This is a genomic window from Streptomyces populi (assembly GCF_002911015.1).
Classification (GTDB): Bacteria; Actinomycetota; Actinomycetes; order Streptomycetales; family Streptomycetaceae; genus Streptomyces; species Streptomyces populi.
On the sequence record NZ_KZ626888.1, the window covers coordinates 16,045 to 36,658 of the forward strand.

Annotated in this window: 11 protein-coding genes; 3 read left to right on the forward strand and 8 right to left on the reverse strand. The window is 73.4% G+C overall.

What is annotated here, in order from left to right; all coding sequences use genetic code 11:
* Window positions 1-60 precede the first annotated feature (60 nt).
* The 3 genes from CW362_RS23890 to CW362_RS23900 all read left to right on the forward strand — a co-directional run bounded on the left by CW362_RS23890 (window position 61) and on the right by CW362_RS23900 (window position 6,071).
* Entirely contained in the window at window positions 61-798 is a 738-nt protein-coding gene (locus CW362_RS23890; RefSeq protein WP_037620929.1) for a response regulator transcription factor, read from the forward strand.
* 63 nt (window positions 799-861) lie between these two features.
* Window positions 862-1,998 carry a HAMP domain-containing sensor histidine kinase gene (locus tag CW362_RS23895; protein ID WP_240657996.1) on the forward strand — a complete coding sequence of 379 codons (1,137 nt, stop codon included), beginning with the start codon at window positions 862-864 and terminating at the stop codon, window positions 1,996-1,998.
* A 281-nt stretch (window positions 1,999-2,279) separates the two neighbouring features.
* Window positions 2,280-6,071, forward strand: a complete 3,792-nt coding sequence (locus tag CW362_RS23900; RefSeq protein WP_103551578.1) for a multifunctional oxoglutarate decarboxylase/oxoglutarate dehydrogenase thiamine pyrophosphate-binding subunit/dihydrolipoyllysine-residue succinyltransferase subunit — start codon at window positions 2,280-2,282, stop codon at window positions 6,069-6,071.
* 88 nt (window positions 6,072-6,159) lie between these two features.
* Here CW362_RS23900 and fxsT read toward each other — a convergent pair whose 3' ends face one another.
* The 8 genes from fxsT to CW362_RS23950 form a co-directional block, all read right to left on the reverse strand.
* On the reverse strand, window positions 6,160-9,171 hold the full coding sequence (fxsT, locus tag CW362_RS23905) for an FxSxx-COOH system tetratricopeptide repeat protein (RefSeq protein WP_103551579.1): 3,012 nt from the start codon (window positions 9,169-9,171) through the stop codon (window positions 6,160-6,162).
* Window positions 9,172-9,441: 270 nt separating this feature from the next.
* Window positions 9,442-11,268, reverse strand: a complete 1,827-nt coding sequence (locus tag CW362_RS23910) for an aKG-HExxH-type peptide beta-hydroxylase (RefSeq protein WP_240657999.1) — start codon at window positions 11,266-11,268, stop codon at window positions 9,442-9,444.
* Complete coding sequence (locus CW362_RS23920; protein WP_103551580.1) at window positions 11,268-12,503, reverse strand: FxsB family cyclophane-forming radical SAM/SPASM peptide maturase; 1,236 nt, start codon at window positions 12,501-12,503, stop codon at window positions 11,268-11,270. The genes CW362_RS23910 and CW362_RS23920 overlap by 1 nt, the downstream gene beginning before the upstream one ends.
* A gap of 408 nt (window positions 12,504-12,911) precedes the next feature.
* Complete coding sequence (gene fxsA / locus CW362_RS45680) at window positions 12,912-13,295, reverse strand: FxSxx-COOH cyclophane-containing RiPP peptide (protein WP_240657998.1); 384 nt, start codon at window positions 13,293-13,295, stop codon at window positions 12,912-12,914.
* 66 nt (window positions 13,296-13,361) lie between these two features.
* Window positions 13,362-16,679: an SAV_2336 N-terminal domain-related protein gene (locus CW362_RS23935; protein WP_103551582.1), complete on the reverse strand. Its 3,318-nt coding sequence runs from the start codon at window positions 16,677-16,679 to the stop codon at window positions 13,362-13,364.
* A gap of 7 nt (window positions 16,680-16,686) precedes the next feature.
* Window positions 16,687-17,715, reverse strand: a complete 1,029-nt coding sequence (locus CW362_RS23940) for an AAA family ATPase (RefSeq protein ID WP_103551583.1) — start codon at window positions 17,713-17,715, stop codon at window positions 16,687-16,689.
* A gap of 157 nt (window positions 17,716-17,872) precedes the next feature.
* Window positions 17,873-19,996, reverse strand: coding sequence for a VMAP-C domain-containing protein (locus CW362_RS23945; RefSeq protein WP_103551584.1), 2,124 nt, complete (start codon window positions 19,994-19,996; stop codon window positions 17,873-17,875).
* The gene (locus CW362_RS23950; RefSeq protein WP_103551585.1) at window positions 19,993-20,505 is read right to left on the reverse strand and encodes a CU044_2847 family protein; all 513 of its coding nucleotides are present in this window, start codon (window positions 20,503-20,505) and stop codon (window positions 19,993-19,995) included. Before CW362_RS23950 ends, CW362_RS23945 begins: the two co-directional genes overlap by 4 nt.
* Window positions 20,506-20,614: the final 109 nt, after the last annotated feature.

The window sequence follows — 20,614 nt, forward strand, 5'->3', positions numbered from 1 at the left end:
GTCAAGCGCAGTCATGGGATCACCCCACGGATTCCGGAAAGCACACTTCAGGGGCGGGCGATGGAGCAGACACACACCTCCCAGAACGGCACGGCGGCGACCCCGGGCGCTCAGCGCCGGGTCCTGGTCGTCGAGGACGACCCCACGATCGTCGACGCCATCGCGGCCCGTCTGCGAGCCGAGGGATTCCTCGTGCAAACCGCGGGCGACGGCCCGGCCGCCGTCGACACCGCCGAGGCATGGCAGCCCGACCTGCTGATCCTCGACATCATGCTGCCCGGCTTCGACGGCCTGGAGGTCTGCCGTCGCGTGCAGGCCGCCCGCCCGGTGCCGGTGCTGATGCTCACCGCGCGCGACGACGAGACCGACATGCTGGTCGGGCTCGGAGTCGGCGCCGACGACTACATGACCAAGCCGTTCTCCATGCGCGAGCTGGCCGCCCGGGTGCACGTCCTGCTCCGCAGGGTCGAGCGCGCGGTGGTCGCGGCCTCCACCCCGCGCAGCGGCATCCTGCGGCTCGGCGAGCTGGAGATCGACCACGCGCAGCGCCGGGTGCGGGTCCGCAGCGAGGACGTGCACCTCACTCCGACCGAGTTCGACCTCCTCGTCTGCCTCGCGAACACCCCGCGTGCCGTACTCTCGCGCGAGCAGTTGCTCGCCGAGGTGTGGGACTGGGCGGACGCCTCCGGCACCCGGACGGTCGACAGCCACATCAAGGCGCTGCGCCGCAAGATCGGCGCCGAGCGGATCCGCACGGTCCACGGCGTCGGCTACGCACTGGAGACCCCGACTCCCTGAGCCGGGCCTTGGCAGGAGACGTCGGGACCCGTTCGACCGGGACCCGCGTGAGGGGCTGATGTGATGAGCGGACCCGGAGAGCGGGGGCGCGGGCTCGGCGAGCGCGTGCCCGCGGAGCGCAGGAGCTCGGGCTGGGGCGAGGTGCGCCCCTTCTCGATCAAGACGAAGCTGGGCGCGCTGGTCGTCATCTCCGTGCTCATCACCACCGGTCTGTCGATGATCGCGGTGCACACCAAGACGGAACTCCGCTTCATCACGGTCTTCTCGATGATCGCCACCCTGCTGATCACGCAGTTCGTGGCGCACTCGCTCACCGCGCCGCTGGACGAGATGAACGCGGTGGCCCGCTCGATCTGGCACGGCGACTACACCCGCCGGGTGCGGGACGACCGGCGCGACGAGCTGGGCGACCTCGCCCAGACGATCAACCTCATGGCCGACGAGTTGGAGGCCCAGGACCGTCAGCGCAAGGAGCTCGTGGCGAACGTCTCGCACGAGCTGCGCACCCCCATCGCGGGGCTGCGGGCCGTCCTGGAGAACGTCGTGGACGGCGTCTCCGAGGCCGATCCCGAGACGATGCGCACCGCGCTGAAGCAGACGGAGCGCCTCGGGCGGCTGGTGGAGACCCTTCTCGACCTGTCCCGGCTGGACAACGGCGTCGTACCGCTGCGCAGGCGGCGCTTCGAGGTGTGGCCGTACCTGTCCGGGGTGCTGAAGGAGGCCAACATGGTCGCCTCCGCGCGCGCGGACCTCGCCTCGGGCTCCGGCGGCGGTCACACCCGCACGGACGTCCATCTGCACCTCGACGTGTCCCCGCCGGAGCTGACCGCGCACGCGGACCCGGAGCGGATCCACCAGGTCATGGCGAACCTCATCGACAACGCGGTCAAGCACAGCCCCCCGCACGGCCGGGTGACGGTCCGGGCCCGGCGGGGCGACCATCCCGAGTCGCTGGCCCTGGAGGTCCTGGACGAGGGGCCCGGCATCCCGAAGTCGGAGTGGCACCGCGTCTTCGAGCGGTTCAACCGCGGCGGGGTGCCCGCGCCGCACGGTCCGGGCAGCGACGGCGGTACGGGACTGGGCCTCGCGATCGCCCGCTGGGCGGTGGATCTGCACGGCGGACGCATCGGTGTGGCCGAATCTCAGCGGGGTTGCCGGATCCAGGTCATTCTTCCGGGCCTCCCTTCTCTGCCAAGTTGACGTAAAGTTCGAACCGGAGCAGCAAGATCCACCACTGTCGCCGCCGGCGTACACGTGTGATCAGGCACAGGACCGCGTGAACCGTGCCGCGGCCCTCGGTCGACGTACCCATTCCAAGGCGGAACCTCGCTTGTTTCCCGCCATTTCCACAGCCGAAACACTGGTTCCGATGTGACTTAGCCAACGTTGGACGGGCCCGGCCTGACCTTCTCGGCCAGGGAGGCGTAGCCTTTATTCCCGCTGTCCATCACCTTGCGAAGCGGAAGAGGGCGGTTAGCGCCGTGTCGCCACAGTCCCCCAGTAACTCGAGTATCTCGACCGATGACCAAGCCACCGGGAAGAACCCCGCGGCTGCCTTCGGTGCCAACGAGTGGCTCGTCGACGAGATCTATCAGCAGTACCTCCAGGACCCGAATTCGGTAGACCGAGCCTGGTGGGACTTCTTCGCCGATTACAAGCCCGGGGCACCTGCCGCCGCGGCTCCGGCGGGTACTGCGGCCGCGGGGGCCGCAGGGACCACCACCACGGCCGCGCCGGCCGCTCCCGTGCCGCCCGCGGCGCGCCAGGCTCCTCCCCAGGCCCCGGCCGCGCCCGCTCCGGCCGCCGCTCCCGCGGCTCCGAAGCCCGCTGCCGCCGCCCCGGCTCCCGTGAAGGCCGCTCCGGCCGCCGCGCAGCCGAAGGCCGCCCCGGCCGCCGAGGCGCCCGAGGGCCCCGAGTACGTGACCCTGCGCGGTCCCGCCGGTGCCGTCGCGAAGAACATGAACGCCTCCCTGGAGCTGCCCACGGCCACGTCCGTGCGCGCGGTCCCGGTGAAGCTGCTCTTCGACAACCGCATCGTCATCAACAACCACCTGAAGCGCGCCCGGGGCGGGAAGATCTCCTTCACCCACCTCATCGGGTACGCGATGGTGCAGGCCATCAAGGCCATGCCGTCGATGAACTGGCACTACGCGGAGAAGGACGGGAAGCCCACCCTCGTCAAGCCCGCGCACGTCAACTTCGGCCTCGCCATCGACCTGGTGAAGCCCAACGGCGACCGCCAGCTGGTCGTCGCGGGCATCAAGAAGGCCGAGACTCTGAACTTCTTCGAGTTCTGGCAGGCCTACGAGGACATCGTCCGCCGCGCCCGTGACGGCAAGCTGACGATGGACGACTTCACCGGGGTCACGGTCTCCCTGACCAACCCCGGCGGCCTCGGCACCGTCCACTCGGTCCCGCGCCTGATGCCCGGACAGTCGGTCATCATGGGCGTCGGCTCCATGGACTACCCGGCGGAGTTCCAGGGCACCTCCCAGGACACCCTGAACAAGCTCGGCATCTCCAAGGTCATGACGCTGACCTCGACGTACGACCACCGGGTCATCCAGGGCGCCGCCTCCGGCGAGTTCCTGCGGATCGTCGCGAACCTCCTGCTCGGCGAGACCGGCTTCTACGACGAGATCTTCGAGTCGCTGCGGATCCCCTACGAGCCGGTCCGCTGGCTCAAGGACATCGACGCCAGCCACGACGACGACGTCACCAAGGCCGCCCGCGTCTTCGAGCTGATCCACTCCTACCGGGTCCGCGGCCACGTCATGGCCGACACCGACCCGCTGGAGTACAAGCAGCGCAAGCACCCCGACCTGGACATCACCGAGCACGGGCTCACCCTGTGGGACCTGGAGCGCGAGTTCGCGGTCGGCGGCTTCTCGGGCAAGTCCCTGATGAAGCTGCGCGACATCCTCGGCGTGCTGCGCGACTCGTACTGCCGCACCACCGGCATCGAGTTCATGCACATCCAGGACCCGAAGCAGCGCAAGTGGATCCAGGACCGCATCGAGCGCCCGCACTCCAAGCCGGAGCGCGAGGAGCAGCTGCGCATCCTGCGCCGGCTGAACTCCGCCGAGGCCTTCGAGACCTTCCTCCAGACGAAGTACGTCGGCCAGAAGCGCTTCTCCCTGGAGGGCGGCGAGTCCGTCATCCCGCTCCTCGACGCCGTCATCGACAGCGCCGCGGAGTCCCGCCTGGACGAGGTCGTCATCGGCATGGCCCACCGCGGCCGCCTGAACGTCCTCGCCAACATCGTCGGCAAGTCGTACGCGCAGATCTTCCGCGAGTTCGAGGGCAACCTCGACCCGAAGTCGATGCACGGCTCCGGCGACGTGAAGTACCACCTGGGCGCCCGGGGCACCTTCACCGGCCTCGACGGCGAGCAGATCGCCGTCTCGCTGGCCGCCAACCCGTCCCACCTGGAGACGGTCGACCCGGTCATCGAGGGCATCGTCCGCGCCAAGCAGGACATCATCAACAAGGGCGGCACGGACTTCACGGTCCTGCCCGTCGCCCTGCACGGTGACGCGGCCTTCGCCGGCCAGGGTGTGGTCGCCGAGACGCTCAACATGTCGCAGCTGCGCGGCTACCGCACGGGCGGCACGGTCCACATCGTCATCAACAACCAGGTCGGCTTCACCGCCGCCCCGGAGTCGTCGCGCTCCTCCATGTACGCCACCGACGTGGCCCGCATGATCGAGGCGCCGATCTTCCACGTGAACGGCGACGACCCCGAGGCCGTCGTCCGCGTCGCGCGCCTCGCGTTCGAGTTCCGTCAGGCGTTCAACAAGGACGTCGTGATCGACCTCATCTGCTACCGCCGCCGCGGACACAACGAGTCCGACAACCCGGCGTTCACGCAGCCGCTGATGTACGACCTGATCGACAAGAAGCGCTCGGTGCGCAAGCTCTACACCGAGTCCCTGATCGGCCGCGGCGACATCACCCTCGAAGAGGCCGAGCAGGCGCTCCAGGACTTCCAGGGCCAGCTGGAGAAGGTCTTCACCGAGGTCCGCGAGGCCGTCGCGCAGGCGCCCGAGGCCCACGTCCCGGACGTCCAGGCCGAGTTCCCGGTCGCCGTGTCCACCGCGGTCTCCCAGGAGATCGTGAAGCGGATCGCCGAGTCCCAGGTCAACATCCCCGACAACGTCACCGTGCACCCGCGGCTGCTCCCCCAGCTCCAGCGCCGCGCGGCGATGATCGAGGACGGCACGATCGACTGGGGCATGGGCGAGACCCTCGCCATCGGTTCGCTGCTCCTGGAGGGCACGCCGGTCCGGCTGTCCGGCCAGGACTCGCGCCGCGGCACCTTCGGCCAGCGCCACGCGGTGCTGATCGACCGGGTCAACGGCGAGGACTACACCCCTCTCCAGTACCTCTCGGACGAGCAGGCCCGTCTGAACGTCTACGACTCGCTGCTCTCCGAGTACGCGGTCATGGGCTTCGAGTACGGCTACTCGCTGGCCCGTCCGGACGCGCTGGTGATGTGGGAGGCGCAGTTCGGCGACTTCGTCAACGGCGCGCAGACGGTCGTCGACGAGTACATCTCGGCCGCCGAGCAGAAGTGGGGCCAGACGTCCGGCGTCACCCTGCTGCTGCCGCACGGCTACGAGGGCCAGGGCCCGGACCACTCCTCGGCCCGCATCGAGCGCTTCCTCCAGCTGTGCGCCCAGAACAACATGACGGTCGCCCAGCCGACGTCCCCGTCGAACTACTTCCACCTCCTGCGGTGGCAGGTGCACAACCCGCACCACAAGCCGCTGGTGGTCTTCACCCCGAAGTCGATGCTGCGCCTGAAGGCCGCCGCCTCGAAGGCGGAGGAGTTCACCACGGGCCAGTTCCGCCCGGTCATCGGGGACGACACGGTCGACGCGGCCGCCGTGCGCAAGGTCGTGTTCTGCGCCGGCAAGCTGTACTACGACCTGGAGGCCGAGCGGCAGAAGCGCGGCGTCACGGACACGGCGATCATCCGCATCGAGCGCCTGTACCCGCTCCCGGGTGCCGAGCTCCAGGCGGAGATCGCCAAGTACCCGAACGCCGAGAAGTACCTGTGGGCCCAGGAGGAGCCGGCGAACCAGGGTGCCTGGCCGTTCATCGCGCTCAACCTGATCGACCACCTCGACCTCGCGGTCGGCGCGGACGTCCCGGGCTCCGAGCGCCTGCGCCGCATCTCGCGTCCGCACTCCTCCTCCCCCGCCGTCGGTTCCGCGAAGCGGCACCAGGCGGAGCAGGAGCAGCTGGTGCGTGAGGTGTTCGAGGCGTAGGCCTCCGGCACGGCAGCAGAAAGGGGCCCGGCCCCGAGTCCGAACGGACTCGGGGCCGGGCCTTTTCACCGTTTCCTGTGCGTGTCCCTCAGGTGATGTAGGGCTCGAAGTCCCAGAAGGGGCGGTTGCGGGAGCGCGCGGAGATGGTGTGGACGTGCTGGGCCCCGAGAGTGGCGGCCAGGTCCTCCAGTGCCTCCTGCTCGAACTTCTCGGCCTGTTGATGCTCCCTCAGGCCGCGTAGATCGGCCGCCAGCGCGATACGCGCCGAAAGGGTCAGCGGGTGGACGCGGCCCAGCATCTCGGTGGCCCTCACGACCGTCAGATGGCCGAGCTCCGCCGCCGACTCCGGGTCCCCGACGAGATTGCGCAGGGCGGAGGCGTTGACGGCGCATCCCAGCGTCCAGGGGTGGCGCTCCCCCACCGCCGCGGTCATCTCGGCCAGGGACTGCTCGACGGCCGCGTGCGCCGACTGGCGTTCCCCCACGCTGCGCAGCACCAGCGCGTGGTTGGCCCGCGCGCCGGCGAGATAGGGATGGCCTTCGGCGAGCAGCATCTCGTAGCGTGCGACGACGGCTTCGCCGACCTCTCTCGCCCGGTCGATGTCCCCGTGCTCACGGGCGAAACAGCTCTCGCTGACGGCGAAGCTCAAGGTGGTCGGATGGTTCTCCCCGAGGACGCGTTCGCTGCGCTCCAGCACTCCGGCGAGCATCGCCCCGGCCCGGGTCCGGTCACCCGCCCGGTACTGGCACAGGGCCAGGTTGTGCTCCGCCCGCAGCGTCTCCGGGTGATCGGCGCCCATGACGATGCGGTGCTCCCGGACACTCTTCGCCTGGATCGACTCGGCCTCGGTGTAACGCCCCAGGAGACGCAGGTCGGTCGCGTAGGCGATCTCCGAGTACAGAGTCCAGGGGTGTCGTCCGCGCAGCAGTGCCCGGCGCGCCTCGAGCATCCGCCGGTCGATCTCCAGGACCTCGTCGTAGCGGCCCAGCAGACGCAGCGAGACAGCCACGTTGTTCTGGGCGTTCAAGGTGCGCGAATCCGTCTCGCCGAGCAGGTCCCGGTACGCCGTCAGGAGCCATTCGGAGCGCTCCAGCGCCTCGTCGTAGCGAGCCAGGCCCCGCAGGTCGGCGGCGAGTCCGCCGACTGCCCGCAGATGATCGAGGTCGTGCTCGCCCCGCTCCTGGCGCAGATGGTCCACGGCTGCCCTCTCCAGGGCTTCCGTCCGTTCGTAGTCGCCCACCGCGCGCAGGAGATTGGCGTAGTGGTGGGTCAGTTCCCAGATGCGCGGGTGGGTGTCGCCGAGGAGGGCCCGCCAGGTCTCCATGGCGCGTTCCCCGAGTTTGATGCCCGCCACGTACTCGCCCGAGATGTACATGTAGCGAAGGCAGTTGAAGACGAGCCGTTGGACGGTGGGATCATCGCTCTGTAGGACGTCGGCGTACTTGAGGTGCGGAGCGATCTCCGCGTAGCCGGGCCACAGGCGGGTGTCGGTGGGGCGGCGGGGGTCCGCCGCGGCCAGGGCGCGCCGGACCACGTCGATGAACTCGCGGCGGTCCTCGTCGGGCATGTCCTTGTGGACGATCTGGTGGACCATGCGGTGCAGGTACAGGGACTCGCCGGAGGAGGCCGCCTCGTCGCCGGCCGCCTCGTGGGACTCCAGGCGGACGACGGAGTACTGGCGGAGCTGGTTGATCGCCCTGTTCCACAGCAGCGGGTCGTTGAGCAGGCCCGCGATCTGTTCCGGCAGCTGGTCGTGCGGCATCTCCTTCAGGAGGCGCACGGGGATGAAGCCCGGTGCGAAGAAGGTGCACAGGCGGAGCAGGTCGACGGACTCCGGGACGGTGTCGCGGAGCTTGTTCAGCAGTATCGACCAGGCGGTCTGGAAGGCGACCGGGAAGTCGGCGGAGACCTTGACGACGTCCTGGTCGATGCCTCCGTCCAGGAGGGCGATGTACTCCTGGACGGACAAGTCCGAGTCGTTGAGCCAGCCGGCCGTCTGGTCCAGCAGCAGGGGCAGGTCCTCCAGCGCCTCGGCGAGCTGGTCGGCCTCGGGTTCGGTCAGGCGGGGCGCACGGCGGCGGATGAACGCGACGGACTCGTCGCGGGCGTAGACCGGCACCTCCAGCAGTCTGCTGTTGTGCTCGCTCCACTCGGGGTTGCGCGAGGTGATCAGGACGTGGCCGGGGCCGGTGGGGACGAGGTCGTAGATCTGGTCGGGCTCGTCCGCGCCGTCCAGGATCAGCAGCCAGCGGGCGTACGGGTCGCCGCGGCGCAGCGAGTCGCGTACGGCGCGCAGCCGTTCGCCGTATTCGGCGCCGGTCGTCAGTCCCAACTGGGGGGCGAGTTCGGCCAGTCGGCGCCGGTAGGTGACCCGTTTCTCGGCGTTGACCCACCACACGACGTCGTACTCGGAGCCGAAGCGGTAGACGTACTCGGCGGCGAGCTGGGTCTTGCCCACGCCCGACATGCCGTGCAGGGTGACCACGCCCGCGCCCGCCTCGGCGCCCTGGAGCAGGTGGTAGGCCTCGTTCAGGAGCGGCTCGCGGCCGGTGAAGCGGGTGTTTCGACGGGGTACGCCGCCCCAGACCTCCGGCATGGCGGCCGGGAAGCGGGGACCGCGCCGGGTGCCCTCGGCGGCCTCGGGAAGGGGGTCGGAGGGCAGGTCGAGGCGCTCCAGGACGCGGCGCTCGGCCTCGTCGGCGCCCATGTTGTTCAGGTCGACCGCACCGAGCACGGTGGTGGCCGTCGGCAGCGTGCTGTTGGTGACGGAGACGGCGGCGAAGCGGGACGGGTCGGGCGCGACGACCTCGCGCAGCGCGGCGTTCCACTCGTCGTGGGTGCGCGGTCCGAGCTGGAAGTACCACTCGCTGACGACGATCAGGATGCGGCCCTTGGCCAGGGTCAGGTCCCGCAGCAGTTCGACGAGGGGCACCTCGGCCGGGGAGTCCCAGCGCTGGTACACCACGCGATGTCCGCGCCGCTCCAGACGGTCCCCGATCCAGGCCGCCCAGGCCCGGTTGAAACCGGCGAAGCTGATGGTGACGGTCTGCTTCGCGGGCCCCCTCTCGGACGGCCCGACCGGTGTACGAGCTCCAGACATGCAGCGGCCTCCCCGCGCGTGATTTTAGAACCGCCGCGAGGGTCGGCGATAGGGCGCAGACGCACACCGGTCGCTTGCTCCACGGTTCCTTCCCATACGTGTTCAGCGTCGATCTTGACGTACCGTCACGCGCTCGTCCGGGAACCCGCCGCTTTCGGCGAGGATGGCTCAATCGTGGTGGAGCGTGGCGCGTTCGACGGGCGTGCGGGCACGGCCGCGGGCCCCGCCCGGTCCGGTCGGCGGGGGCCGCGCACACCCTGGACGCACGGTTCATCCGCCCGGTGCGTGGCGCTGGTTCCACAGCGTCCGGGCGGCCCGGACGTACGCCGTCGCGCGCGCCGCGTGTCCGCGCGGCGGCGGCTGCTCGGCGAGCCGTTCGTACACCTCGACCATGCGGTCGACGAACCGGCGCCCCCGTACGGTGAGATCGCTCGATCCGACGAGGGCGGGCAGGACGGCGCCGACCTGTGCCTGATACCGCGCGTGCTGCGCCCAGGCGGCGTCCCGCCGGGTGGTGAGCGTGGCGGACAGCGCGCTGCGCTGGAAGAAGTCCGCCAGCGCGAGGTGGGAGTAGGCGCCCTGCAACAGGCCGTCGTACGGGCGGGGGTCGGGACGCCAGGGCGCGAAGTGCCTCGGTGCGGGCCCCGCGTGATGAAGGGCCGTCATGTCGCCGAGGGCGGCGAGTTTGGTGTGCTGGATCTCGTGCACGAGGGTGGCCGCGAACGCGGTCGCCGTCGCCGGTGCGCTGCTGAGGACCGCGCCGAAGGCCTCGCGCCGGGTGCCGCTGCAACTACCGCCCGTCCCGCCGGGGACCGATCCGGGCGGCACCGCCAGCGGGACCAGACAGCGCAGCAGGGTCACCGATTCCGCGAGCCGGCGTTCGCCGCCCGTCCCGAGCGCCGCGGCGGTGCCCGACCAGGTGTGCAGCCAGTGCTTGCGGTCGGCCTCGTCGAGGTCGGCCGGGCCGCTCAGGGTGTCCGGGCGGGGGCCGCCACGGGCGGTCCGGTACGGGTCGAGGTCGTCCAGCGGCACGGGAGCCGAGCCCGGCAGCAGGCCGGGCAGCGTGTACGCGGGCGTCCAGGCCGCCGCCTCCGACCAGGCGCCGGCCCCGCTCTCGAGGCGGACGACCACGTCCGCCTCGCCCCGCGCCCGGAGTGTCAGCCGTCCGCGCCGGTGCACCACGGTCACGTCCCTCGCCCCGCAACCGGGACCGCCCGTGCGCAGCGCGCCGAGCGAGGGCAGCGTCAGGACGCCGTCGTGTGCGGTCAGCCGCAGCCGGTAGGACACGCCGGCCCGGGCGGCGGCGACGGCCGCGAGGGCCCCGAAGTGGGCGAGGGCGAGGGCCTGTTCGTGGATGTCCCCGGCGGTGCGCGGGCCCGTTCCGGCGCCGAGCGTGCGCAGGGCGTCCCTGGCCCAGGGGCCGATGAAGGGGTGGAGGAGGAGCGCGCGCACGGGGGACGGCGGAGGCAGGCGCCGGGCCGTCGTGCCTTCCTCGGCCACCGGCGGGAGACCGGCGGGCCCGGCCGGTCCGTCGGGCACGAGCGGGGAGCCGGGAGGCCCGTACGGCCCCCCGGACACGGATGAGGGACCGGGAGGCCCGTACACCTCCTCGGGCACGAGCGGGGAACCGGTGGTCGCGTACGCCGGTGCCGTCGTCCGACCGTCCGGGGGCGGGGACGAGAACGGGGACGCCGACGCGTGCGCGGACGCCCGCGCGAAGCCGTACGGCCGCCCGGGGGCCGGCAGGGCGTCTCCGGGCCGTCCGGGCTCCGGCCCGAAACCCCCCGGCCACCCGGGCCCCGGCACGGGGCCGTCCGGGCGTCCGTCGCCCGGAACGTCCCCGAGGTGCCGTCCCCGGCGGTGGGCGGGCGGCTCCAGCCGTTCGGCCTCCTCCAGCAGGGACCAGTCGTCGCGCAGCCGCGCCAGGGCGGCGGCGGGACAGATGTCCGGGGCGGCCGCCTCGGCGGCGTCGAGGACGGCTCGGAGCAGGAGCAGCCGTCGGGTGTGCTGGTCGCGGACGAGGAGCCCGAGGGTCTCGGGGCCGCCTTCGGTGCGGCCGAGTTCGTCCACGGCCCGGTCCGGGACCGCGGGCAGGATCACGGGGCGTCTCCTTCGGGGGCGGCGGGGACGGCCGGGGCGGCCTGGGGTGCGGGTGCGGCCGCCGGTGGGGCGGGGACGGCCGGTGGGGCGGGGACGGCCGGTGGGGCGGGGACGGTCTCCGCCAGCCTCCGGGCGGCGTGGCGGATGAAGCGCTGGAGGTCGGCGCAGTACACGGACGGGTTGGCGAAGCCGTGTCCGGCCCGGTATCGATGCGCGTAGTGTCCGCCGCCGCACACGGAGAGCAGGGGGCAGGCCCGGCAGCGCGCGGCCAGCGAGGCGGCGCCCGCCTGCCGGGCCGCGACGCCGGGGTGGCGCAGCGCCTGGTCGAAGCTGTTCCGGAAGACGTCGAGGCCGGTCCTGGCCGCCCCCTCGTAGCAGGACTTGAGGGAGTCGACCTGCTCGATGGAGCCGTCGGTCTCCACGACGACGGCGTCGAAGGGGGCGAGGCCGAGCGACTCGGTGGCGGCGGGCAGCCCGAGGAGCAGGGCGAGGCACTCCTCGAAGAGCCGTACCCGCGTCTCGCGTCGCCCGGCCCGCCACCAGCGGTCGAAGACGGCGCACAGCCAGTCGCCGTAGGGGGTTCCGGGGCCCTCGCGGTGCGGCGGCCGGGTGGACCAGTTGCCGTGCGGGAGGAGCAGGTCGAGGGCGGGCGGCCGGAGTGCGAGCAGGGACTCGTACAGCTCGACGGGGTCCGTCGTGGGGTCGACGACGGTGAGGATCCCGGCGTACGCCTCCGGCCGGCGTTCGGCGATCAGGCGGGCGCCGCGCGCGGCCGCGGGCCAGGACGGGCGCCCGGCGTGGTCGGTGCGCTGCGCGTTGTGCCGGGGCAGGCCCCCGTCCAGGCTGATGCCGACGCGGATCGAGTGCCGGGCGAGGACGGCGAGCCGCCGCTCGGTGAGCAGGGTGGCGTTGGTCTGGACGGTGGCGTGCACGGTGCAGCCGTCCGGGACGCTGTCGCGGACGAGGCCGGTGAACCGGGCGAGGGTGTCCGCGCCGGCCAGCAGGGGTTCACCGCCGTGCAGGACCAGGGACACGGCCGTCATGCCGTGGGCTGCGGCGTGCTCGCCGATCCTCGCCGCGGTACGCGCCAGGACCCCGGGAGGGGCGGCGGCGGGACGGGTGCGCCAGGTGCGGTCGGGGCCTTCGTAGAGGTAGCAGTAGCGGCAGGCGAGGTTGCAGCGGCCGTGCACCTTGACGATGAACTGCCGGAAGGGAAAAGGCGGTTCAGGCACGGGACGGTCGCGCGCGGCCCGTTCGGGGTGCGGCGCGGGGGCTCCGGGGGCGGGGCCCCGACCGGCCGGGGGCCGGGGTGGGGACGGCGGTGCCGGGGAGGCCGCGGGGGCGGGCACCGGCCGCGGTGCCGGGGAGACCGTGGAAGCCGAGGGGGTCCCGGGGGCGGGTGTCGGTGCGGGTGCCGGGGAGGTCGCCTCTGCAGACACTCCGGCACCCCCATGGTGTACGGCCGCTCGATCCCACGCCGCGAACCGCGCCACGGCCCCCTGCCCGTACCGGGCGGCATTCCCGGCCGCGCCCCGGCCACAAACACCCGCCGCGCGAAGTTGTCCGGTTCATTCACAGGACCGGACCTGAACCGACCACCTGTGAGCGACAGTTCACCGAACCATCGCTCACCCGGCGCTTCAGAAGGCGTTGTTGAACCCCCACAGCATCTCGCTCGGCTCCGCCGACCTGGCCCGCAGGTCGGCCAGCACCTCGTCCAGGACCGGATGCTGCACCGTTCGCAGCTGGGCGAGGTCGAGATCCAGGAGGTCGGGAAGGAGGAGGTCCGCCGGGTCCGGCGTCCCCGCGTCCTCGGATTCCGCCGCCCGTACCGAACCCGGCGTCGGCGTCCGCTCCGGCTCACCCACCGGATCCGGTGCGGCCACCGGGTCCAGGTCGGCCAACGGGTCCAGGCCGGTCGGCGGGACCTGCCGGATCGGCGGAGCCGGTGGCCACGGCAGTCGGTACCCCGCCGCGGCTCGGCGGTCCCGTGCGCCGCCCCCTGTGTCGTCCCCTGCGCCCATGTCGTCTCCCTCGCCTTCCCCGACTCCGACTCCGACTCCGCCCCGGCGACCGCCCGCGGGCGCTTCTCACTCCAGCTCGGCCAGCCGCTGTGCCGTCTGCCGGGCCGTCGGCTCGACCGTGCTCGCGACGCCCTCCGGCAGCCGGGACCACTCGGTCCGGGCGGCCCGGTAGGCCTCGCGCGCGGCACGCGGGCGCGCCGCCGCTTCGTAGGACATACCCCGCCAGTGCTGTGCCCGAGCGGCCAGTTCCACGGCTTCCTGGCGGGTGCGCTCCGTCTCGGCCTCCTCCTCGGCCTCGCGCGCCGACTCGGCCGCGGCCCGGAAGGCGTCGACGGCCTCGTCCAGCCGCGCCTTGCGGCCGAGGCTCTGGTACGCCTCGAACTGTGCCTGTCCGAGCTCCAGCCGACACTGGGCGGTGGTGAGCGGCGGTCCGTCCTCGAGGGCCGCGAGGCCGAAGAGGTGCTCGGCCTCCCGCAGGTCGACCCGGTCGCCGCGGGTGCGGTAGCGCAGCATCAGCGCGCGGCCGAGCAGCAGCAGGCGGTACGCGAGCTCGGCGCTGCCCGCGGGCGTCTCGGTGCGGCAGTCCCGCAGCACCCGGATGGCCCGGTACAGCGATTCGCCCGGGGCGCGCCCGTGGTCGAGCACGGCGTGCCGCAGCAGGGCCTCGCCCCATTCGGCGAGGACGTCCGCGTGCGCCGGGGCGTCCCGGGGCACTCCGCGGGACGCCTGCTCGAACCGGGCCGCGGCGTCCTGGAGTTCGCGCGGATCGCCCGTGTCGGCGTACCGGGCGAGGTGGATGCGCCCGGCCCGCACCAGCAGGGCGGAGCGCAGGCCCTGTTCACGGGTGAGGCCGAGCGCCTCGTCGACATGGCCCCGGGCGTCGTCCAGCGCGCCGCCGGACCTCAGGAGCGCGTCCACGAGGTCGAGGAGGATGCGGACACGGGCGGAGGCACCGTCGGTGGCGGAGCCGTTCCCGGGTGCGGTTTCCAGGGCGTCGCGCAGGGAGCGCGCGCCCTGTTCCGCGTACAGCCTGGCCTGTTCGTGGTCGGCCGTGGCGCCCGACAGGCGCAGCAGGACCCGGCCGTGGGCGAGCGGCAGTCCCGAGGGGCGACTGCGTCGGTCGGGCCAGGCGTCGGCGAACGCCTCCAGCATGCCGACGGCGCCCTGGAGGAGCGCGCTGTCGCCGCCGAGGCGCCACTGCGCCTCCAGTGCCCGTACCCGCTCCAGGGTGAGCCGCAGGGCCTCGGTGGCGTCGAGGTCCGGCGCGGCGCAGGCCACCGCGTACTCACGGTCCGCGCGTTGCAGCAGGTCGAGCGCGCCGCGCCGGTCGCCGCGCCGCCTGCGGTCGGTGGCGGCGGCGTGCAGCACCCGGGCCAGGACGGCTCGCTCGCGCAGCGCCCGGGGATGCGCGACGGCCCGTTCGGCGGCGGCCTCGGCCTCGCGCAGCAGGTCCGCACCGCCCTGCACCTCCCACAGCAGCAGCACGCAGTTGGCGTACTCGGCCCACAGTTCCGGGTCGGTGCCGGGGCGCAGTTCGTGTTCGGTGGCGCCGCGCAGCAGCTGTACGGCGTCGATGAGGTCCTGCACCATGGCGTCGCTGCCGAACCGCAGGGCCAGGGCACGGGCGCGGAGCACCGCGGGGTGGGTGGGCCGCCGGTCGGACGGGTCGTCGGGGCCGCGGGGCGGCGCGTAGGTGGCGAAGTGGTCCGGCAGCGGCATGAAGCGCTCCAGCACGCGTGCGGCGACCTCGGCGAAGGGCTGCGGGACGAGGGTGGCGCCGCCGTTGTCACCGTTCTCGCCCGGGTATCCGGCGCCGGGCGAGAACACCGGCCCGGGACCTCCTTCGCCGAGCTGTGCGAGCGCCAGGGCGGGGAAGTTGGGGCCGCCCTTGCCGAAGCGGTGCTCGATGTACTCGGAGCAGTGCTTGAGCACCAGCATGGCCTCGTCGAGGCCCAGCGGGGACAGCAGGGCCTCCTGCGCACCCGGGGCGAACTCGTACCACTGGGTGCCGTCCGCGCCGTACTCCTCGGTCCTGGCACGGACGACGAGTCCGCTGAGCAGGACCTCGGCCAGTTCGGAGGGGCCGGAGTCGGGGAGCATGGTGCGCTGGACGAGCTGCATCACGGGGAGGCTGAGCGGGGCCGCGGCCAGATAGCCGGCCAGCCGTCCGGCCGCCTTCGAGGAGGTGGAGCGGAACCGGCTGACCAGTTCGAGTCCGGACATCCGGCGTCCGGGCCGGGCTCCGGGGGCGGGCTCGTGGTACCGGCGCACCCAGCCGACGGCACCGGCCACCGGTCCGGCCCCGGCTCCCGACAGCAGGCGGGCCCAGGCGCCGAGCGCGGCGGGCTCCGGTGGCAGGACGGGCACCGGGAGGGCGCCTCCGCGTGCCTCCGGCGGGGTGCCGGCGGGCAGCCGGACCCTGAGCGTGGCGGCGCCCGCGAGGGCCTCGCCGCGGGTCAGTTCGCCGTACGACACCGGGAGCCGGGTGCGGTTCCACATGCGCTGCGGGAGGGGCTGGAGGACCGCGGCGGGACCGAGCCGGGAGAGGTGGTGCAGGAACCGGTGGGCGTGCCCGCTGTGCCACAGGGGGCCGGCGCAGTCGCTGACGAGGAGGGTGACGCGGCGGCCCGTCGGGTCGCTCAGCCGGTCGGCGGAGTGCAGGGGGGCCGCGTCGGGTTCGGGGCTGCGGCTGACGACGGGCTCTCCGTCCGGGCCCTGGTGGAGATGGCTGACCTGGATGTCCCGGAAGGCGCCGAGCCGGCCGAAGACCTGTTCCAGTTCGGCGAACATCCGGTCCCACACGCGCATGGACGAGGAGGCGTCCATGACCAGTTGGAGCGCGGCGTCGGCCCGGGTCACCCCGCGGAACACCGGCAGGACCAGTCCTCCCGCGCGGGCCGTCAGTTCCGCGGTCTCCGTCTCGTCGAGGACGGTGCGCAAGGGGGGTGCCGCGGTGCGGTAGCCCTGCAACGGGCGTAATGCGCGCTGGAGTTCGAGAGGAGAGGGGAACGCGGGCGCGGCCGGTACGCCGACCGGCAGCACGGGCGAGCGGCCCGGTCCGGTGCCGCGCGGCGCGCCGTCGCGCGGCACCGGGTACAGCGCGACGCGCCGGTCCTCCCGCGGGTCGCGCCACACCGGTCCACTCCGGTCGGCGGGAGGCGCCGGCCGTTCGTCCGTACGGGCGTCGGGGCGCCCGGCGGCGGGGTCCTCGGCCGTCGCCCCGCGGCCGGACGGCGGCGCGCTCCCCCGTTCGCTCCCGTCCTGGTCCGTCGGGCGCGACCAGCGGGCCAGCCACAGCGCGTCGGCCAGTTGCCGGGCATCGGGATCGAGCCCGGTCTGCCGTATCCGGGCGATGAGTTCGGCGATCGGGTCGCCGCCGGGCATCAGCGCGTCACCTCGGGCGGTCGAGTCGCTGGATGAGCTGGTCGGCGAGCCGGTCGCGGCTGGCCGGGGCCGCGGCGTCGGTGAGGTAGATGGCGTTCAACAGCTGGTCCGCGGCGACGAGTTCGCTGCGCGATCGCTCCAGGAAGTGGGTGATCAGGTCGTCCCCGGCCCGGGCCGCCTCGTCGCCCAGGTGGGCGCGCACGAAGGTGGCGAGCCGCCTGTGGTCCGGGCGGCCGAGTTCGAGGTGGATGCAGCGGCGCATCAGCGGGGCGGGGAAGTCCCGCTCGCCGTTGCTGGTGAGCACGACGAAGGGGAAGGCGCGGCAGCGCACCCGGCCGTCGCGGACCCTCGCCCTGGTGCCGTCGGCGGTGAGGACCTCGGCCTCGCCGCCGGGCAGCCGGTCGGCGACGCGCTCCAGTTCACGGATCGCGAACTCGCCTTCCTCCAGCACGTTCAGGAGGTCGTTGGGCAGGTCGATGTCGCTCTTGTCCAGCTCGTCGATGAGCAGGACGCGCGGGGTGTCGGAGGGCAGCAGCGCGGTGCCGAGCGGACCGAGCCGGATGTAGCTGCCGATGCCCTCGACGGAGCCGGGGGCGCCGGGAGCGGCCGGGTCGGCGCCTTGCGGCGCGGCCATCTGCACGTCCTGGAGCCGGGCGATCGCGTCGTACTGGTAGAGCCCGTCCTGGAGCGTCGAGCGGCTGACGATCGGCCAGCGCAGGACGTTGCCGAGGCCGAGTTCGTACGCCACCGAGTGCGCGAGCGTGCTCTTGCCCGCGCCGGGGCTGCCGGTGACCAGCAGGGGCCGGCGCAGATAGAGCGCCGCGTTGATCATCTCCAGTTCCTCGGCGCCGGGCCGGTGCAGTTCGGCCAGGTGCCGGTACGCGCCGAGCCTGCGGTCCTCGGAGCCGTCGCCGTCGCTCCCGGCGGCGTCCCGGCTCGCGAAGTCGCGCCACGGCGGCGGGGCCGGGAGCCGGTCCAGGCCGTCGTGGGGTTCGCCTGCGCCTCGGTAGATGAGCCACTCGCTGGAATCGGTCATTGCCCAGTCCTCGTCGTCACTCGTCCACACCTGAAGCCGTCGATCGTCGCCTCACCGTATCGATCCGCGGAGGGCCCCGTAAGGTCCCGAGAGGGGCTCGCGGCAGTCCGTCCGGGCCCGTCCCGGGCAGCGCGCGACAGCGGGCCGGCCGTTGCGGTCATGGCGCCTCCAGCAGGTCTCCGGTCCCGGGCAGGGGCCGGCGCGGATCGTCGTAGAACAGGGCGATCCCGTGGGCCCAGTACGTCTCGGGCCGGCCCTCGCTCAGTCCGGCCCGCAGCGCGTGCACCAGCTCGGGCAGCCGGTCGGCGCCGCCCGCGCCCGCCACGGTGTCGCCGGCCCTGCGGTGGAACTCGCCGCAGACCGCCTCGGACTGGCCGCGCCAGCGGCGCCACAGCGCGACGCCGTATCCGCCGTGCACGATCCGGACGACGGCTACCGGGTCGTCCTCGAAGCGGTGGTCGCCGTAGCGGCAGAGCACCGGAATCGTCTTGTGCGGCAGGCCGCGCAGCGACTCCGCCGTCGGCACCGGTACCCGCAGCCCGTCCTCGCAGTCGAGGATCTCGGCCTGGGCGCCGTGCGCGTGGATCCAGCGCCAGCGGGCCTCCCGCTCGTGCCGCTCCTCGTCGGCGGGGAGCGGCTCGCCGTCCCGGGCGGCCGGACCGGCCGGTCCGGGCAGCTGTTCCCGGTCGGCGCAGCGCACGACGACGGGCCGGTGGGCGCCGAGCGGCGCCTCGCCGGGCCCGAGCCGCCAGGCGTCGACGTCGAGTCCGAGCAGCAGATGGGGCAGTGCCACCTGGAGGTCGGCGGGCCGCCCGGGTTCGTCGCACTGGCGGAAGGCCTCCGTCAGGTGGGGTGCGAGCACGGGGGCCAGTTCGTCCAGCGGGGTGCGCTCGCCGTCGCGCAGCCGTACCACCTCTCCGGTGGGTCGCCCCAGCGAGACGTGCCAGTCGCAGCGGCCCGGTTCCCAGCCCAGCTGCTCCAGTTCGAGCAGGACGAACAGGCGGGGCGCACGGCCGGCGCTGTGCGCGGTGGCGTGCGCCGCCTCTGCTTCCGCCGGCGAGGGGCCGCGGGGCGCCAGCTGGAGCCGCTCGATCCACTGCTGGCCGAGACGGCGCCGGTACGCCGGTCCGGGCCGGCCCTCGGCGGTCTGGCGCACCCACTCCCACAGCGCGCGTTCGGCGGCCCGCGTGCCCGGAGTGACGAAGGGGCGTTCGGCGGACATCGCGCGCATGGCGTAGTCGAGGACGAGGTCGAGGGCGGCGTCGTGGCGCGCGCTCTCGTACAGCGTCCCGAGTCCGTCGCGCCAGCCGCGCGGCGCCGGATGCGGTATCGCGGTCCGGTCGCCCGTGAGGGATTCGAGGAGGCCGAGCAGGGCGCGGGTGCTGACCGGGGGCGGCAGATCGGCGAGTCTGCCCAGCAGTTGGGTGCGCTCCTCGGGGCTGAGCACCCGGCCGGGCCGGGCCCCGAGCTGGTTCTGGACGTCGGCCCAGGTGTTGCGGTCGGTGTCCGGGTGGCGCTGCCGGTCCCGGTGGTAGCGGTCGTGGGCGTGGAAGACGGCGTGGTACGGGTCGTCGTGCTCGGCGGTCGTCTCCCCCGCCGGCACCGGCAGGGACCGTAACCGCTCCACTCCCGTGCAGGTGCCTCCGAGCCCCCGGTCCGTGCGCGACTTCAGGACGCCGACGACCTCGCCGCGCACGGGGTCGACGACCGGCCCGCCCGAGACGCCGGGCGGCAGGACGTCACCGCCGAGGCGGATCTGCTCGTCGTCGGACCAGCCGCCGAGCGTGCCCTGGACCGTGCAGGTGCCGCTCAGCCGGCGCAGTTCCCCGCCGACGACGGACCAGCCGGAGTAGAGGACGACGGCCTCCTCGTAGTAGGCGGCCGGGCGTTCGGTGACGTACGCGCAGTCGTGGTCCACCGGCTCGCGCAGCCGCACCAGGGCGAGGTCGGGGGACGGCCAGGTGCCCCGCGCCGGGATCCCGGCGCGGTCCGGAAGGACCGTGGCGACCTCGCCGGTGACGGCGGACGTACCGCGGCCCGGCCCCCTCTCGTACACCACCCGCACCTCGTTCCCCTCCCCGCTCCGGACCACGTGCGCGCAGGTCAGAACCCAGTTCGGAGCGATGAAGAAGCCGCTCCCGAGGAACGTGCCGGGTTCGTCCTGGGCATACCCGGGGCCCGCGCGATGGATGCGCACGGTGGCGGCCATGACGAGATCACGCAGCGCACGGTGAGCGTTCCCGGGGCCGCCCGGTGCGCCCGGGGCGTGCCCGTCCGTCATGCTCCGCCCCCGCCGGAGGGGTCGGTGGCCCCGCCGTGCGCCGGGGCGCCGGGGGACGCGCCCGCGTGCGGGGTGGCGGCGGGCGGTTCGGGGCCCGTGGCCGCGTCCGGTTCCGGGCCCGCGGTCGCGGCGGGTGCCGGATCCGCACCGGGTTCCAGGTCCGGCGGGCCGCCGTTCCAGGTGAGCGTGACCGTGACGGCCGCCTTGGCCTCGCCGTCCGCGAGCAGGCCGACCACCTTGCCGGCCTTGGCGGTCAGCTCGATGCCGAACTCGACGCTGACCTCGTCGGGCCGCACCGAGCGCAGCGGGGCGGCGAGGGAGCGGGCGACGCCGGTGATCACCGACTGGAGGCTCTCGACCTGTGCCTCGACGCGCTCCGCGAAGCCGACGTCCGTCAGGGACAGCTCGCCACCCGGGTCCTCCAGCTCGTCCGCCCCCGAGATCCGGGCCCACACCGGTGTTCCGTCGGGCATCTCGATCCGTGCGATGCGCGTCACCGCGTCACCCATGGCATCCCCCGTTCCCCCACGCCCCCGTGGCACGAGCCGACCTTGCAGGCTAGCGGCGGCGGCCCCCGCACGACAGGGGCCCTCCACGGGCTTCCCGTCCCCCGAGGCC

Bases quoted from the DNA above. Each gene is read 5' to 3' on its own strand.
- CW362_RS23890 (WP_037620929.1), top strand. From the start codon at position 61: ATGGAGCAGACACACACCTCCCAGAACGGCACGGCGGCGACCCCGGGC.
- CW362_RS23895 (WP_240657996.1), top strand. From the start codon at position 862: ATGAGCGGACCCGGAGAGCGGGGGCGCGGGCTCGGCGAGCGCGTGCCC.
- fxsT (WP_103551579.1), bottom strand. From the start codon at position 9,171: ATGTCTGGAGCTCGTACACCGGTCGGGCCGTCCGAGAGGGGGCCCGCG.
- fxsA (WP_240657998.1), bottom strand. From the start codon at position 13,295: ATGGGCGCAGGGGACGACACAGGGGGCGGCGCACGGGACCGCCGAGCC.
- CW362_RS23935 (WP_103551582.1), bottom strand. From the start codon at position 16,679: ATGCCCGGCGGCGACCCGATCGCCGAACTCATCGCCCGGATACGGCAG.
- CW362_RS23940 (WP_103551583.1), bottom strand. From the start codon at position 17,715: ATGACCGATTCCAGCGAGTGGCTCATCTACCGAGGCGCAGGCGAACCC.
- CW362_RS23945 (WP_103551584.1), bottom strand. From the start codon at position 19,996: ATGACGGACGGGCACGCCCCGGGCGCACCGGGCGGCCCCGGGAACGCT.
- CW362_RS23950 (WP_103551585.1), bottom strand. From the start codon at position 20,505: ATGGGTGACGCGGTGACGCGCATCGCACGGATCGAGATGCCCGACGGA.